This window comes from Harryflintia acetispora (assembly GCA_004340125.1).
Taxonomy (GTDB): Bacteria; Bacillota; Clostridia; order Oscillospirales; family Ruminococcaceae; genus Harryflintia; species Harryflintia acetispora.
Map to the genome: position 1 here is coordinate 300,209 of SLUK01000001.1, position 15,707 is coordinate 315,915.

Below are 15,707 nucleotides of genomic sequence, written 5' to 3' on the forward strand. Positions count from 1 at the left end.
GCCATAAGATGGTTTAAACGAAAAGTTTGGCGGTGCATACGGTATGCTTTTGTCCCTTCAGGCGGTTTTCCTGGTCTCGGCGCTCTGCCTCGATTCCTTCGCGGCGAGCTTTGCCTTCGGCGCCGAGCGCATCAGGATACCGCCCCTCTCGGTCGCGGTCATCAGCGGGATGTGCTCGCTGGTGCTGGCGGTTTCTCTCTTCTTCGGGGCGGCGCTGCGCCCCTATATCCCGCACGCGCTCTCTTCCGGGATCAGCTTCGCCATTCTGGCGCTGCTGGGACTTTTCCGGCTGCTGGACAGCGGGATCAAGAATTTGATCCGCAAGAGCCAGAGCGGCCGCGCGCAGATCAAGTTCAAATTCCTCAGCTTCGATTTTATCCTGCGCATCTACGCGGACAGCACCGAGGCGGACTGCGACCATTCCAAGGTGCTCGCGCCCCTGGAGGCGGCCCCGCTCTCGCTGGCCCTGTCGATCGATGGGCTGGCCGCGGGTTTCGGCGCGGGGATCATGGGGCTGCACTACCTGCCGGTGATCCTGCTTTCTTTTTTCATCGGCGCGCTGATGGTTTCGGGCGGAAGCTATCTCGGGCGGCACATCGCCGCGCGGCACGAGGAATTAAACCTCTCCTGGGTGAGCGGCCTGGTGCTGCTGGGCCTTGCGTTCATGCGGCTGCTGTAAAGGTTCATGGAATTGGCGTTCCGGCTTCGGGGTCACCCGGGCCGGGGCGTTTTTTTCTTGTAAGCACCTGCTTTTGCAGGGTAAGCCGGGTGCGGTTCTCCCGTTCGCCCAAAACGATTTCCGCCCTTCCCATTTCGAGCGCCTGGAGCACCTGCCCCAGAAAATAGTCGAAAACGCCGCTGAGCGACTCGTCCTCCCGGTAAGCGATTTCCCGCACCCCTTCCATCAGTGATGAGCGGATGTACACAGAGACGGTGCTTCTTTTCTCGCGCATGGATGGGCCTCCTGGATCGTGTTATACTGAACCACGGGTGTTATTACACGTATTATACTATTAAAATTTGAGATTTGTTTTATTTAGCTCAAATTGTGCTAAAACATATTAGAAATTTGGTGTAATCCCTTTTGGGGGTTCACCCCTTACCGCGCCTGAACGTCTTGGAGGACGCGGGCTGAGCATTGCCGTACGCGCACTAGCTCTTTCGCGAATCGGGGGCGGCGGCTCGCCGCTTTGGGGGCACCCCCTCTTGGGGGTTCCCCGTCAAACCTTCCACTGGAAGGTTTGCCTCCCCTCCCTGCGCCTGAACGTCTTGGAGGACGCGGGCTGAGCATTGCCGCACGCACACTAGTTCTTTCGCGAATCGGTGGCGGCGGCTCGCCGCTTTGGGGCACCCCCTCTTGGGGGTTCCCCGTCAAACCTTCCACTGGAAGGTTTGCCTCCCCTCCCTGCGCCTGAACGTCTTGGAGGACGCGGGCTGAGCATTGCCGCACGCACATGAGCCCTTTCGCGAATCGGGGGCGGCGGCTCGCCGCCCTGCGCTTCGCTGGCGCTAAAGTGTTCCGCTCCCTGCGGGGAGCGGCCAGCAGGCTTTGCCCGCTGGACACCTACCAAGGAGGCGTCGCCCCCTTGGAACCCCAGTTTTACGCATTACAGAAAAACGCAGTGGATAGTCCACTGCGTTTTTTGTTTAGCCCTTTCCCCAAATTCAGGACGCGGGCTGAGCATTGCCGCACCTACCACAAGTTCATTCGCGAATCGGCCGCAGCGCCCCGCTGCCGCCCGCATAATGGGGATGAGGTTTGAATAAACATAGCAACGGACAGGCAGAGCGTGTCTGCACGCGCCTGCAAAAAGCGCAAGAAGGGATTGGGAGAACAATATGGAGGAATACCGGGGCTTAAGCGAGCAGCAGGCCAAGCGCCTGCTCGCACAGTACGGAGAAAATAAGCTGAAAGCGCATAAGAAAACAGGCGCCGCCCAGATTTTCGTCGGCCAGTTCAAGGACGTGATGATCCTGATCCTGCTGGCGTCCACCGTCCTTTCGGTGCTCATGGGCGAAACCACCGAGGCGCTGACCATCATCGCCATCGTGCTGCTCAACGCCGTTTTGGGATTTATCCAGGAGTTTAAAACCGAGCGTACCCTGGAGCGCCTGGGCGAGCTGGCCGCGCCCACCGCCCGCGTCATCCGGGACGGGCAGGTGCAGCAGCTTGAGGCAAGGCTCATCGTGCCCGGCGACGTCGTGCAACTCGAGGCCGGGGACCGGATTCCCGCCGACGGGGTGATCCTCTCCTCCAACGGCCTGATGTGCGACGAATCCATGCTTTCGGGCGAGTCGGACAATGTGGAAAAAGCGCCGCCCCGCAGCGCGGCCGATAAAAACGGCCGGGTCTATATGGGCACGCTCGCCACCAAGGGCAAGGCGGTTTGCCGGATCGACGCCACCGGCGCGGATACCGAGATGGGCAAGATCGCCGGCATGCTCGGCTCGATCGAGACCGGGACCACCCCGCTGCAAAAACGCCTGGCGCAGCTGGGCAAGTATATCGGGATCGGGTGCCTGCTGATCTGCGCCGTGGTCGCGGCGACCGGTATTTTGCGCGGCGAGCCGGTGTTCGATATGATCCTCACCGGGATTTCCCTCTCGGTGGCGGCCGTGCCCGAGGGGCTGCCCGCCATCGTCACCATCGCGCTGGCCCTCTCGGTCGGCCGCATGGTCAAGCGCAACGCCCTGATCCGCCGCCTGCCCGCGGTGGAAACGCTCGGCTGCGCCAATGTGATCTGCTCGGATAAGACCGGGACCCTGACCGAAAACCGGATGACCGTCAAGCTGGTGCGCACCTATGACAACACGCTCACCGTGACCGGAAACGGGCTGGAGCGCGCCGGGGAATTCCAAAGCGGCGGCCATAAGGTAGACCCCACGGCGGATACGGCGGTCAATATGCTGCTGGACATCGCGGTGGTCTGTAACAATGCGAGCTTAAGCAAGCGGAAAGCGGGCTTCGGCGGTCTGCGCGGCCTGCGGGCCGCCTTCGAGGTGGTGGGCGAGCCGACCGAGGCGGCGCTGCTGGTCATGGCGGCCAAGGCGGGGCTGACACGGGAGAAGCTGGGCTTCCGCGTGGAGCGGGAAATTCCCTTCGATTCCACCCGTAAAATGATGTCGGTGATCGCCGCGCGGCAGAGCGGCGAGCGCTTCCTGCTTTGCAAGGGCGCGCCGGACATCCTGCTTTCCAAGTGTAACCGCTGCCTGACGCGCGGCGGGGTCAAGCCGCTGAGCCCCTTCATGAAGCAGACGATTTTAAGCTATAACAACCAGATGGCCTCCGACGCGCTGCGCGTACTCGGCTTTGCCTACCTCCCGGCGCCGGGAGGCGCGGGGGTGCAGGAGTCGGGGATGATCTTCGTGGGGCTGTGCGGGCTTCTGGACCCGCCGCGCCGCGAGGCGTTCGACGCGGTGAAGAAGTGCCGCCGCGCCGGGATCAAGCCGGTGATGATCACCGGGGACCATGCGGTGACCGCGCGGGCGATCGCCCAACAGCTGGAAATCTGGCGGGAGGGCGATCTGATCGTGACCGGGCAGGAGCTCGACGGGATGGATGATGACCGCCTCGCGCAGGAGCTGTCCCGAATCTCGGTCTTTGCGCGGGTGACCCCGGCGCATAAGCTGCGGATCGTGCGCGCCTTCAAGGCGCAGGGGAACATCGTGGCCATGACCGGGGACGGGGTAAACGACGCCCCGGCGGTCAAGGAGGCGGACATCGGCGTTTCGATGGGGCTGACCGGTACCGACGTGACCAAGGAGGCCGCCTCGGTCATCCTGCTCGACGACAACTTCGCCACCCTGGTCGCGGCGGTGGAGGAGGGCCGGGTGATCTATCAGAACATCCGCAAGTTCATCCGCTACCTGCTCTCCTGCAACATCGGCGAGGTGGTGACCATGTTCTTCGCCATGCTCATGGGGATGCCGATCCCACTGCTGCCCATCCAGATTTTGCTGATCAACCTCGCCACCGACGGTCTTCCGGCCGTGGCGCTGGGGCTGGAGCCCCCGCAAAAGAACGTGATGGACCGTCCGCCGCGCGGGGCAAATGAATCGGTTTTCTCGCACGGTCTGGCGGGAACCATCATCCTGCGCGGGCTGCTGATCGGGATCACGACGCTGGCGGTGTTCGTCTCGCTGCTCAATTCGAGCGGCGATCTGATCGTCGCCCGTTCGGGCGCGCTGTTGACGCTGGTGGCGACCCAGCTGATCCACGTGTTCGAGTGCAAGAGCGAGGAGAAGGGTCTCTTTTCGATCAATCCGTTTGACAATCCCATGCTGGTGCTGGCGGTGGCCGTGTCGGCGGTGATGATGTACTTTACGCTGTATAATCCTTTCTTCTCATCGGTCTTTTTAACGGTGGCGCTGACTGGGAAGCAGCTGCTGACGGTGGCGTGCTACTGTGCGGCGGTGCCGCTGGTGTCGGGGATCGTGCTCTCACTCCGGCAGCGGCGGCAGCGGCGGCAGGGTGCCGCCCCCTATACGCGAAAGGACTAGCGTGCGAGGCGGCCATGCTCGGCCCGCGGCGGCAGGGTGCCGCTCCCAATTCGCGAAAGGACTCCTTTACAAGGCGGCAATATTCAGCCCGCGTCCTGAATAAGAGGGTTCCAAGGGGGCGACGCCCTCTTGGCGGGTGCGGGCAGAGCCCGCGACCTTCAGCGCCAGCGAAGCGCGGGGGCGGCGAGCCGCCGCTCCCGATTCGCGAAAGAAACCGGCATATGGGTCCGGAAGTGCTCAGCCCGCGTCCTGCAAGACTACTAAGCGCGGGGAAGGTGAATCGAACCTCCAGTGGAGGTTCGAGAGGGAAACCCCAAGAGGGGGTGCCCTCAAAAACGATCTCTTCAAACAGCAGAAAAGTTCAGCCGCTGCGGAAACTCCCGCAGCGGCTGTTTGCTAATCGTCCAAAATCCTTGCACCGGTGATGGGACTGCTATCCTGGAACACCTCGATCATTATGCGCACGCCGGAAACGAAGCCGTAGACAAAATTGTCTATGTCGCTCAAATAATCGAGCTCGTTTTGTGTGTCGCAATACTCGTTGAGTAACCGGATTTGCTCCTCATCCAGACGGTCGCGCAGCCTCTTTTCGCTTTCAAGGTCTTTGGAAACGGCCTTCTTGTAGAGGGAGTCGCCCTTGTATCTGCGACCCTCGGGGGAAAAGTTGCTGTGGGCCAATTCTTCTAATGCACTTTTCATCATTCTACTCCTTTCTTGTACACGCCCCTTGAAAGGAGAAACCGCGTATGGTAAAATATTTACGCAGTCTTCCTTTCGGGGGCTGTGTGTGGGGAAGTGGCGTGCGTCTTGATGGGGGCGCGCCGCTTCCTTCATTTTTTGAGGTCGTCAAACACCTTATTGATTCCCCGGCGAATGATCTCAGAACGGGTGGCGCCAAGGATCGCTGTGCATTCGTCCAGCGTTTCTCGGGTCTTTTTGTCCACACGTACGTAAAGCCGCTCGCTCAAGGGATTGTCCGAAGGTGGACGACCCATCTTCTTTTTTGGGGACACTTGCTCACCCCCTTTTTCTTGTCCGCCAACTATACAATAGTAGTTGCATGACGAAAAGTCGAGGTTTATTTATAAAAATTTTCAGTGTAGACAAAATTTGCGCTCTCTACAAAGGCAGAGAGCGCAAGGCGGGCCCGGAGCTGTGTGTAGGAAAGCGGTGCTGTCTTTGTGAGAGAGGTGCCGCTTCCTTCATTTTTTGAGGTCGCTTTTCAACTTTTTAACCCCTCGTCTTACCGTCTCCATCTTGGAGACGTTTTCTTGTTCGCTGTAGCGGTCGATGATTTCCTTGCATTCGTTATCGAATTTTACAGTCATTTGATGCGGCTTGGGATTGTCAGTTGGCCGACCCATTTTCTTTGCTCCCAAATTATCACCTCACTTTGGAACTTCTTAAGTATACACTTAAGAAGTTCCAAAGTCAAGCGTTTCGTATAAAAACAGTAGGATGCCAGTGCCTGTTTTGATGGACAACCCCCATTCCGCTGTGCTAAAATAGAAGCATATCAGTAGTAATAACCACAAAATATACGATTTGTAATTTAAGGAGCGGGTTTTTATGGCGCAGATCACCTCCAAGCCCTTTGGGCATACCGGGGCCGGGGAGCCGGTCAAGCTCTACACGTTGACCAACGCCTCGGGCGCTTACGCTGAAATCCTCGACTATGGCTGCCGGGTGCGCGCCCTCTTCGTGCCCGACCGCCAGGGGGTGCCCGGAAATGTGGTGCTCGGCCACGCCACCCTGGAGGAGTACGAACACAGCGGTACCCTCTTCGGGGCGATCGTGGGCAGGTGCGCCAACCGGCTGGGACACGCGCGCTTCACCCTGAATGGCAAGGAATACCGCCTGTGCCAAAACGAGGGGGAGAACCACATCCACGGCGGGCGGCGCGGCTTTGACCAGTTTGTCTACGACAGCCGGGTGGAGGAGGGCGCACTGGTGCTGCGCCGGGTCTCACCCGACGGGGAGGAGCATTACCCGGGCAATCTCGATCTGACCGTGACCTATTCCTTCACCGATCAAAACGAGCTGGTGATCGACTACCGGGCCGTCAGCGACCGGGACACGGTGGTAAACCTTACCAACCACAGCTATTTCAATCTCGCCGGGGGCGGCAGCGCCCTTGGGCACGTCCTGCGCATGGACGCCGGCTACTATACCCCGGTGGACGGTGCCCTGCTGCCCACCGGCGAGCTGCGCCCGGTGGAGGGCACGCCCTTCGACTTTCGCTCGGGCAAACCGCTCGGGCAGGACATCGGCGCGGACGATGAGCAGCTGCGCCTGGGGAGCGGGTATGACCACAACTTCGTGATCCCGGGGGAGGGGCTGCGCCGGTTTGCCGAGGTGCGCGACCCGCAGAGCGGGCGGCGGATGACGGCGAGCACCACCCTGCCGGGGGTGCAGCTCTACACCGCCAACTTCCTCACCCCCGCGGCGCACACCATGACGGGCGAGCCCTGCGCGCCGCGCTGCGCCTTCTGCCTGGAGACCCAGTGCTATCCCAACGCGATGGAGCGGGAAAACTTCCCCTCCCCCGTCCTGCGCGCTGGGGAGGAGTACCACCACATCACCGTCTACCGGTTCGACACCGTATGATAACAAAAACCGGCCCCTGCTCAAAGCAGGGGCCGGTTTTTACTCCAGCGCCTTTTCAAAGTGCTGGTAGTCGGTCGGGCTGGGGGAGGTCCATTCCCCGCCCCAGGTCCAGCCGCGGGAGAGGAAGGCGTTATAGCACGCGTCCCCCGGTACGATCATCCCGGGGCGCACGTTGTCCCGGTCGAGGTAGTCCCTGCCCGCCTCGGGCTGGACGTTATCCCCGCGCACATAGGGGTTTTGCAGCGGGTTGATGTCCACCGCCAGCCCGAGCGCGTGGTTGGAGATGTACTGCGTGCCGTCGATCACCCGGTAGCAGAAGGCCGAGGAGTTGTTGTCCGCCATCGAGGCCTCGTCGCTCGCGCCGTAGTCGTCGATCAGACATATCTTCTCAATGGGATACTCCGCCTCATAGAGCTCTTTAAAGATGGCGGTCACGTCGTCGGCCACCGCGGCGTTGACCACCATCTGGCCGGTGTGGGTATCACCGTCGAAGCCATGATAGGTCAGGGTGCAAAGCGAGAGGTCGTCAAGGCCGACATGCTCGTTTTCCACCCAGGAGACGCCAATCATTTTTTGGCGGACCGCCTGTGGGATGGGCTCGCTTTGAAACACGGCCTCTACCTGGGCCGGGGCCGCGCTGGAGGAGGGCTCGGGCACGGCCTGCGCCTCCTTGGCAGTACAGGCGCACAGGGAAAGCGCCAGCAGCAGGGGAACAATCAATCTCGCCAAGAAAAAACCTTCTTTCCGGGATGGGATTATTCAAAAAATAGTCATGGATTTATGTTATCATAAAGGATATGAAAAAATTTGACGGGAGAGAGGGAATGAAACGATTCATACCGGCTTTTTGCCTGATCGGGATATTGCTGCTTGCCGTGCCCGCGTCGGGGGCGGCGCTGCCGCAGGGGGAGCTGACCTCGGACGCCTATGTGGTGATGGACGCGCAGAGCGGCCAGGTGCTGGCCGCGCGCAATCCGGACAAGCGGGAGTACCCGGCGAGCATCACCAAGGTGCTGACCGTCGCGCTGGGGCTCGAGGGGCACGACCCTGATGAGCGGATCACCCTGACCGACGAGGCGGTCTTCTCGGTGGACCGGGACAGCACCCATATCGCTTTGACCCCCGGCGAGGAGGTCTCCTTAAATGACATGACCCACGCGGCCATGCTCGCCTCGGCCAACGATGCGGCCAACGCCGTGGCCGAAAACGCGGGCGGCACGCTGGAGAAATTCATCCGGATGATGAACGGCAAGGCCAAAGAGCTGGGGGCCCAAAACACCAACTTCGTCAACGCCAACGGGCTGTACGACCCGCAGCACTACACCACCGCCTACGACATGGCGCTGCTGACGCGCTGGGCGCTCACCGTCCCGGGCTTTCGCGAGGTGTTCGGTTCAATCGAATACAAGATGGGCCCGACCAACAAGCAGCCGGAGGAGCGCAACTTCGGCACCTATCACCACATGATCGTCGAGTCGGCCTATTACTACGAGGGGGCCGACGGAGGAAAGCTCGGCTGGACGCCCGAGAGCCACCACACCATCGTCACAGTGGCGCACCGGGGCGGCCTCGAACTGATCTGCGTGGCGCTGAACACCAAGACTCAGTGGGAGAAATATAAGGACTCGACCAAGCTGTTCGACTACTGTTTTGAAAACTTTGAGCCCGTCTCCTTCGCCGCCGCCGAGCTCCCCCTGCCCGAGCTGCCGCTTTACAGCGGGGAGGAGCAGGCCGGGACCCTGGTGCCCGATCTTGCGGGAGAGGTGCGCCTCGCCGTTCCCAAAGGTACCGCCAAGGAATCGCTCCTCCTTCAGTGCGACGCGCCCGGGCGGGCGGCCGACGGGGAGGACCCCGGCGTGCGCGTCACCTTCTCCCTGCCGGGCGCGGACGAGCCGCTCTATACCCTGCCGGTGCAGTACCGCCCGGTGCTCTCGGCGGCGCAATCCGCACCGCAGGAAGAAAAGGAACCTGCGGGATCCAAAATTCATTGGATTCCCACCCTGGCGGTGCTTTTACTGATCCTGCTGCTGGTTCTGCGCCGGGTCCAGGTTCTGCGCCGTCGCCGCCGCAGGCGGCGGCTGCGCGAGCAGCGCCTGGGGCGTTAGCCGCGCGAGAGGAAGCTGCGGGAGTGGAAGAGCCGTGCGATGGTCTTGACGACCGCGTCCGAGTCGTTCGGGCCGATCTGGTGGCCCGCGGCCGCCTTGACCTCGGGCTGGGCGTTTTCCACCGCGAAGCCGTGGTCGGCGCAGAGCAGCATGGGGATGTCGTTTAGGCTGTCCCCGAAGGCGACGGCCGCGCGGCAGCCGAGCTGCTCCTTTAGCTTTGCGAGCGCCCGGGCCTTGGAGGCGGCCGCGCTGGAGATTTCGAGAAAGTAGTAACCCTCATATTCACTGCCGGGATAGTGCACGATGCTCAGCGAATCGCCGCAGGGCAGCGATTCGAGCGCCGCGTGCAGACGCTCGACGGCTTCTCTCGTGTCGATCACCGTGAAGCTCAGCACCTCCTGACCCGGCGGCAGCGGCGCGCAGAGATAGCTCTTGAGTGGGAGCGTCCGCCGGCGCTGATAGAACGCTTCCTCGGCCGGGTTGCGAAGGGCGGTATAATAGATTTGCAGATGGTCGTTTACCACCGTGTGGGCGAAGCAGTTGACCCCTTCCCCGTCAAACAGCGTCCAGACCGCCTGGGCGTGCGCGGGCGGGATGACGGTGAGGCCGAGATATTTTCGTTCGCGCAGGTCGTAGAGGATGGCGCCGTTCATCGCGATCACCGGTAGCCTCATCTCCACCCCTTCGAGCAGGGGGACGATGGTGGCCGGGGTGCGCGCGGTGGCCAAGGTGATCTTCGCCCCCTCGCGCAGCAGGCTCTGCAGCCGGACCTTCTCATAGGAGCCGAGCGCCCCGTCGCTGTGCAGCAGGGTGCCGTCCAGGTCGCACACGAAGAGCAGGTCGCGGTTTTTGTGGTGAGGCAGGTGGAAGGCGTTTACCCCCAGCGAGACCCCGATCCCGATCAGGGTATCCAAAATCCGGCTGACGGCGAAGGCATAAGGGTTTACGTCCATCCCGTGCGAGACGGTGACGCTCAGAAACACCACGCAGGTGATGTAGGAGGCCGAAGGCTTCTTGCAGAGCACCGTGATGTAGATCAGCGGCACGATGCAAGCCGAGATGACAAAATAGCGCAGCAGCGTCAGCCCCGAGAAGACGGTGTTCTGCACCAGCAGCAGCACGAGCATCCCGCTCAGTCCCCCGAGGAAGGTGGCGATCACCCGGTTGAGGGCAACTTTCTTGCTGCTGCCGACGTAAGGCTGCATACAGAGGATGGCGGCGATGGCCGAATAGAAAGGGATTCCCACTTCGCCGCGCAGCTCATAGACAACGAAGCATAAAAACACCGCCACGGCGGATTTGATGATCCGAAGCCCGATTTTCGGCAAACGATTCCCCCTCCTCTGCCCTGACTTGCGGCGATTTTGGATCGCCAGGAAGATTATAACATAAAATCCTTTGCTGGAAAAGAAGGTGCGCTTCTTGACAGCCTGTTGTAAAATAGAGGAAAGGATTTCCGGCGGGGAGGCGAAGGAATGGACAACAAACGGCAAAAGTGGGTGGACCGGCTGCTGGCGGGGGCGAAAGCGCTCCCCTTGCTTCTGATTCTTTTGGTCATTCTCTTCTTTGGGCAAAATCTCGACAAAATTACGGTCGAGGACATTCTGCGCTATACCCCGCAAAATCTGCTGCTGGCCGCCTTGGTGCTGGTGGGCGCCTATGCAGTCAAATCTCTTTCGGTGGTCTTTCCGCTTCTGGCGCTCTACGCGAGCGCCGGAGTGCTCTTCCCGCCGCCGGTCGCAATTTTGGTCAACCTGTGCGGGCTGTGCGTCTGCGCCACATTGCCCTACCTGCTCGGGCGGCTGGCGGGGCAGGAATACATGGATAGGCTGATGAGCCGTTATCAAAAGGCCGCGAGGCTGCGGGAGCTGCAAAGCTCGAACGAACTTTTCCTCGCCTACTTTCTGCGGGTGATCAACCTGCTGCCCGGGGACATTGTAAGCATGTTTCTCGGCTCGACCGGGATGCGCTTTGACAAATACCTCGTCGGGTCGCTGCTGGGGCTTTGCCCCACCATGCTGGCCGCCACCTTTTTGGGCGAGCACATCACCGAGCCCACCTCGCCCGGCTTCCTTCTCTCCGCCGGGGCGACGGTGCTGCTCTCGGTGGGATCGCTGCTGCTCTACCGGGTTTATCTTAAAAAACACCAATAGCGGTCCGGGATTTCCCGGACCGCTTGACGTTCCCACTTGACAATTCTATACGGAAGGAGTATATTATTGCCAGATACCCCACGGGGGTGGGGGATAGGAGGCGGGACATGAAGGAGAAATACGACGTCACGGGGATGACCTGCAGCGCCTGCAGCGCCCATGTGGAGAAAGCGGTGCGGGGGCTTCAGGGGGTAAGCGGGGTAAACGTCAACCTGCTGCAAAACAGCATGACGGTGGAATATGATCAAAACGCCCTTACCGGGGCGCAGATCATAGGGGCGGTGCAAAAGGCGGGCTACGGGGCCGCGCCGCACGGGGCGGCCCCGGCGGGGGAGCAGCCCCCGCCGGTGAGCGGCGCGCCCGGCGAGCTGCGGCAGATGAAGCGGCGGCTGATGGTTTCGATTGCCTTTTTATTACCGCTCTTTTATATCTCGATGGGTCATATGATGGGCCTGCCGCTGCCATCCTTCCTGACGGGCGGCGAGAACGCGCTGGCGTTCGCCTTCACCCAGTTTTTGCTGGTGCTGCCGGTGATGTACGTCAACCGCAAGTATTACATTGTGGGCTTTAAAACCCTGTTCCATGGAAGCCCGAATATGGACTCCCTGATCGCCATCGGTTCGGCGGCCTCGGTGATCTATGGAGTGTGGGCCATCTACCGGATCGGCTACGGGCTCGGGCATGGCGACTCGGCCCTGGTGCACCAGTACGCGATGGATCTCTACTTCGAATCAGCATCGATGATTCTGACGCTCATCACGGTGGGCAAGTACATGGAGGCCAAGAGCAAGGGCAAGACCGGCGACGCCATCCGCCAGCTGATCGCCCTGGCTCCCAAGGTCGCGACGGTGCTGCGCGACGGGCGGGAGGTTGAGCTGCCCATCGAGCAGGTCGCGGTGGGGGATGTGGTGGTGGTCCGCGCCGGGGAGCGTATCCCGGTGGACGGGACGGTGATCGAGGGCGCCGCCGCGGTGGACGAGAGCGCCATCACCGGCGAGAGCCTGCCCGTCGAAAAGAGGGTTGGGGACCCGGTGACCGGCGCCTCGGTCAGCAAGTCGGGCTACCTCCGATTTACGGCGCAGAAGGTCGGTGAGGACACCACCCTTTCGCAGATCATCAGGCTGGTCGAGGAGGCGGGCGGCTCCAAGGCGCCGATCCAAAGCCTGGCCGACAAGGTCAGCGGGGTGTTCGTGCCGGTGGTGATCGCCATCGCCCTGCTGTCCGCCGCCGTCTGGCTGCTGCTGGGAGAGAGCTTTGCCTTCGCGCTCTCGACCGGGATCGCGGTGCTGGTGATCTCCTGCCCCTGCGCGCTGGGGCTCGCCACCCCGACGGCCATCATGGTCGGCACCGGAAAGGGCGCGCAAAACGGAATCCTATACAAGTCTGCCGAGGCGCTGGAGACCGCCCACGCCATCGACACGGTGGTGCTGGACAAGACCGGGACCGTCACCGAGGGCCGTCCGCAGGTGACCGACCTGCTGCCCGCACCGGGCGTGGAAGAGGAGGAGCTGCTGCGACTGGCCGCGAGCCTGGAGTCCCCAAGCGGCCATCCGCTGGGGCTCGCGATCGTGGGGGAGGCCGCCAGGCGCTCCCTGCCGCCTGCAGCGGCCGGAGAGTTTGAGACGGTCGAGGGCGAAGGGGTCAAGGCTAAAATCGAAGGGCGGCTCCTGCACGGGGGCAACCGCCGGATGATGGAGCATGCGGGGGTGGATACCGCCGCCTTTGACGCGGACTGCGAGAGGCTCTCCGCGAGCGGGAAGACCCCGCTTTACTTCTCCTGCGGGGAGGAGATGCTGGGCGTCGTCGCCGTGGCGGACATCATCAAGCCGACCAGCAAGCAAGCTGTCCGGGAGCTGCAGGCGATGGGGCTGCGGGTGATCATGCTCACCGGGGACAACCGCCGCACCGCCGAGGCCATCCGCCGGCAGCTCGGGATCGACGAGGCCCTGGCCGAGGTGCTGCCCCAGGACAAGGAGCAGAAGGTCCGGCAGCTGCAGTCGCAGGGCCGCAAAGTCGCCATGATCGGCGACGGGATCAACGACGCGCCTGCCCTGGCGCGGGCCGACGTGGGGATCGCCATCGGCGCGGGGACGGACATCGCCATCGAATCGGCCGACGTGGTGCTCATGCACAGCGACCTGCTCGACGCGGTGGGGGCCTTCCAGCTGAGCCGCTCGGTGATCCGCAACGTGCGCCAGAACCTGTTCTGGGCCTTCTTCTATAACGCCGTCGGCATCCCGCTCGCGGCCGGGGCTTTCTATCCCCTGCTGGGCCTCAGGCTCAGCCCGATGTTCGGGGCGGCGGCGATGAGCCTGAGCTCGGTTTGTGTAGTTTCCAACGCCCTGCGCCTGCGCTTTTGGAAGCGTAAAGCGCATGTGGCGAAACCGATACCGGAAGAACCGGAAAACCATACTGAAACAGTGGAAAGAGGGAATCGGCAAATGAAGAAAAAGATGATGATCGACGGGATGATGTGCGCCCACTGCCAGAGCCATGTACAGAAGGCGCTGAACGCCATCGGGGGCGTGCGCGCCACGGTGGACCTGGAGGGCAAATGCGCCCACCTGACGCTGGAACACGACGTACCGGACGAGACGCTCAAGGCCGCGGTGACCGGGGCGGGATACGCCGTTGTCTCGATCGAGGCCGAATAGGTGGTCTGATGACCGCCATTCCGGGAAAGCCGGAACCGGCGCAAATATCCCATAAAGAAATAAAGGCTGAAAGGAAGGACCGTCACAATGAAAGCGGACAGGGAATGTGTGACCCGCCTGCTCAAGACCGCCAGAGGGCAGATCGAAGGGGTGCTGCGCATGATTGAGGAGGACCAGTACTGTATCGACATCTCCACCCAGATCATGGCGGCCCAGGCGATCCTGCGCAAGGCCAACGGGGAGATCCTGCGCGCCCACCTGGAAAGCTGCGTGCGCGGCGCGGCGATGTGCGGGGACGAGCGGGAGAAGGATCAAAAAATCGAGGAGCTCGTCGAGGTGATCGGCAAGCTTACGAAATAAAAAGCCCCCGGGAGCGCACATAAGAATGTTTACAGAGAGCGCAGCGTCAACCCCCTCCCGGAAGAAAAGAAACGCGCTCCTTTCGCGGGGAAGGGCTGGTGCACACAATTAAAAAAGCTCCCACCCATTGGGTGGGAGCTTTTTACATTTCTTATTTTACCTTGACTCTCCAGCCGAACGGATCCTCGGCGCGTCCCCACTGGATGGCGGTGAGGGCGTCGTAGAGGCGCTGGCTGACCGGCCCGATCTTGCCGCCGTTGATGGTCATCACCAGGTCCCCGTGCTTGAGCTCGCCCACCGGGGAGATAACCGCTGCGGTGCCGGTGCCGAAGGCCTCCTTGAGCTGGCCGTTTTTGTAGGCTTCGGCGACCTCGTCGATCGAAATGCGCCGCTCGCTGACCTTCATGCCCCAGGAGCGCAGCATCTCGATGACCGACTTGCGGGTGATCCCGGGCAGGATGCTGCCCAGCAGCGCCGGGGTGACCACCTCGTCGCCCAGGACGAAGAACATGTTCATCGCCCCGACCTCCTCGATGTACTTGCGCTCGACGCCGTCGAGCCAGAGCACCTGGGAGTAATCCTGCTCATGCGCCTCGTCCTGCGCCTTGAGGGCGGCGGCGTAGTTGCCGCCGGTCTTGACCATGCCGGTGCCGCCGCGCACCGAGCGCACGTAGCTCTGCTCGACGTAGATCTTCACCGGGTCCAGCCCGCTCGGGTAGTACGGCCCGGAGGGGGAGAGCAGCACCATGTACAGGTAGCTGTCCGAGGACTTGACCCCGAGCTTGGGCTCGGTGGCGATGATGAAGGGCCGGATATAGAGCGAGGAATCCTTGGCGGCCGGGATCCAGCCGCTGTCCAGCTCCACGAGCATCTTGAGGCTCTCGAGCAGCAGCTCCTCGTCCATCTGCGGGATGCACATCCGCTCGCAGGAGGAATTGAGACGCTTGAAATTTTCCTGGGGCCTGAAGAGGTAGACGCTGCCGTCGTCCCCGCGGTAGGCCTTCATCCCCTCGAAAATCTCCTGCCCATAGTGCAGGCACATGGCCGCCGGGTCCATGGCGATCGGCCCATAGGGTACGATTCGCGCGTCGTGCCAGCCCTGGCCCTTGTCATATTCAATCATCAGCATGTGATCGGTGAAAATGGTGCCAAAACCCAGCTTGCTCTCGTCGAGCGGCTTCTGCTTGGGAGCGCTGGTGCGCTCCACCTTGACGTCGTACATGTTCCTCACCCTTCTATAATTAATATTTATCAGCCGTTTCATTTCATTAAATTTTAGCACCTCACCGCGCAAAATGCAATGAGAAATTATATCACCGCCATATTCT

General features: G+C 61.7%; 13 protein-coding genes. 7 read left to right on the forward strand and 6 right to left on the reverse strand.

All coding sequences use genetic code 11. The features are described from left to right. Positions 1-43 precede the first annotated feature (43 nt). Complete coding sequence (gene ytaF / locus EDD78_RS01435) at positions 44-679, forward strand: sporulation membrane protein YtaF (RefSeq protein WP_079700378.1); 636 nt, start codon at positions 44-46, stop codon at positions 677-679. A gap of 4 nt (positions 680-683) precedes the next feature. Here ytaF and EDD78_RS01440 read toward each other — a convergent pair whose 3' ends face one another. Continuing rightward, positions 684-953: a hypothetical protein gene (locus EDD78_RS01440; protein ID WP_079700379.1), complete on the reverse strand. Its 270-nt coding sequence runs from the start codon at positions 951-953 to the stop codon at positions 684-686. 886 nt (positions 954-1,839) lie between these two features. Between EDD78_RS01440 and EDD78_RS01445 the strand changes: the two genes are divergently transcribed. Continuing rightward, positions 1,840-4,500: a cation-translocating P-type ATPase gene (locus tag EDD78_RS01445; RefSeq protein ID WP_132083627.1), complete on the forward strand. Its 2,661-nt coding sequence runs from the start codon at positions 1,840-1,842 to the stop codon at positions 4,498-4,500. 396 nt (positions 4,501-4,896) lie between these two features. Here EDD78_RS01445 and EDD78_RS01450 read toward each other — a convergent pair whose 3' ends face one another. Beyond that, a complete protein-coding gene (locus EDD78_RS01450; RefSeq protein WP_132083629.1) occupies positions 4,897-5,199 on the reverse strand; it encodes a DUF6809 family protein in 303 nt (100 codons plus the stop codon). A 503-nt stretch (positions 5,200-5,702) separates the two neighbouring features. Further along, positions 5,703-5,879 (reverse strand): ribbon-helix-helix domain-containing protein, encoded by a 177-nt coding sequence (locus EDD78_RS13880; RefSeq protein WP_165873059.1) that lies wholly within the window; start codon positions 5,877-5,879, stop codon positions 5,703-5,705. A gap of 190 nt (positions 5,880-6,069) precedes the next feature. On the opposite strand from EDD78_RS13880, the gene EDD78_RS01460 reads away from it, so the two are divergent. Then, positions 6,070-7,107 (forward strand): aldose epimerase family protein, encoded by a 1,038-nt coding sequence (locus tag EDD78_RS01460; RefSeq protein ID WP_132083631.1) that lies wholly within the window; start codon positions 6,070-6,072, stop codon positions 7,105-7,107. 39 nt (positions 7,108-7,146) lie between these two features. On the opposite strand, the gene EDD78_RS01465 is transcribed toward EDD78_RS01460, so the two are convergent. Further along, the gene (locus tag EDD78_RS01465) at positions 7,147-7,836 is read right to left on the reverse strand and encodes a M15 family metallopeptidase (protein WP_132083633.1); all 690 of its coding nucleotides are present in this window, start codon (positions 7,834-7,836) and stop codon (positions 7,147-7,149) included. 95 nt (positions 7,837-7,931) lie between these two features. On the opposite strand from EDD78_RS01465, the gene EDD78_RS01470 reads away from it, so the two are divergent. Further along, positions 7,932-9,212, forward strand: coding sequence for a D-alanyl-D-alanine carboxypeptidase family protein (locus tag EDD78_RS01470; protein ID WP_165873060.1), 1,281 nt, complete (start codon positions 7,932-7,934; stop codon positions 9,210-9,212). On the opposite strand, the gene EDD78_RS01475 is transcribed toward EDD78_RS01470, so the two are convergent. Further along, positions 9,209-10,540 (reverse strand): HAD-IIB family hydrolase, encoded by a 1,332-nt coding sequence (locus EDD78_RS01475; RefSeq protein WP_132083637.1) that lies wholly within the window; start codon positions 10,538-10,540, stop codon positions 9,209-9,211. The two genes, EDD78_RS01470 and EDD78_RS01475, sit on opposite strands and share 4 nt — an antisense overlap. 147 nt (positions 10,541-10,687) lie before the next feature. Between EDD78_RS01475 and EDD78_RS01480 the strand changes: the two genes are divergently transcribed. The 3 genes from EDD78_RS01480 to EDD78_RS01490 all read left to right on the forward strand — a co-directional run bounded on the left by EDD78_RS01480 (position 10,688) and on the right by EDD78_RS01490 (position 14,379). Next, positions 10,688-11,365, forward strand: coding sequence for a TVP38/TMEM64 family protein (locus EDD78_RS01480; protein ID WP_079700520.1), 678 nt, complete (start codon positions 10,688-10,690; stop codon positions 11,363-11,365). Between the two features lie 107 nt (positions 11,366-11,472). Further along, a complete protein-coding gene (locus EDD78_RS01485; protein WP_132083639.1) occupies positions 11,473-14,019 on the forward strand; it encodes a heavy metal translocating P-type ATPase in 2,547 nt (848 codons plus the stop codon). Positions 14,020-14,106: 87 nt separating this feature from the next. Beyond that, positions 14,107-14,379 (forward strand): metal-sensing transcriptional repressor, encoded by a 273-nt coding sequence (locus tag EDD78_RS01490; RefSeq protein WP_079700385.1) that lies wholly within the window; start codon positions 14,107-14,109, stop codon positions 14,377-14,379. Positions 14,380-14,530: 151 nt separating this feature from the next. On the opposite strand, the gene EDD78_RS01495 is transcribed toward EDD78_RS01490, so the two are convergent. Further along, positions 14,531-15,601, reverse strand: a complete 1,071-nt coding sequence (locus tag EDD78_RS01495; protein WP_132083641.1) for a branched-chain amino acid aminotransferase — start codon at positions 15,599-15,601, stop codon at positions 14,531-14,533. Positions 15,602-15,707: the final 106 nt, after the last annotated feature.

Coding starts and splice junctions, on each gene's coding strand:
- EDD78_RS01490 (WP_079700385.1), top strand. CDS start 14,107: ATGAAAGCGGACAGGGAATGTGTGACCCGCCTGCTCAAGACCGCCAGA.
- EDD78_RS01450 (WP_132083629.1), bottom strand. CDS start 5,199: ATGAAAAGTGCATTAGAAGAATTGGCCCACAGCAACTTTTCCCCCGAG.
- EDD78_RS01440 (WP_079700379.1), bottom strand. CDS start 953: ATGCGCGAGAAAAGAAGCACCGTCTCTGTGTACATCCGCTCATCACTG.
- EDD78_RS01495 (WP_132083641.1), bottom strand. CDS start 15,601: ATGTACGACGTCAAGGTGGAGCGCACCAGCGCTCCCAAGCAGAAGCCG.
- EDD78_RS01445 (WP_132083627.1), top strand. CDS start 1,840: ATGGAGGAATACCGGGGCTTAAGCGAGCAGCAGGCCAAGCGCCTGCTC.
- EDD78_RS01480 (WP_079700520.1), top strand. CDS start 10,688: ATGGACAACAAACGGCAAAAGTGGGTGGACCGGCTGCTGGCGGGGGCG.
- ytaF (WP_079700378.1), top strand. CDS start 44: ATGCTTTTGTCCCTTCAGGCGGTTTTCCTGGTCTCGGCGCTCTGCCTC.
- EDD78_RS01460 (WP_132083631.1), top strand. CDS start 6,070: ATGGCGCAGATCACCTCCAAGCCCTTTGGGCATACCGGGGCCGGGGAG.
- EDD78_RS01470 (WP_165873060.1), top strand. CDS start 7,932: ATGAAACGATTCATACCGGCTTTTTGCCTGATCGGGATATTGCTGCTT.
- EDD78_RS01485 (WP_132083639.1), top strand. CDS start 11,473: ATGAAGGAGAAATACGACGTCACGGGGATGACCTGCAGCGCCTGCAGC.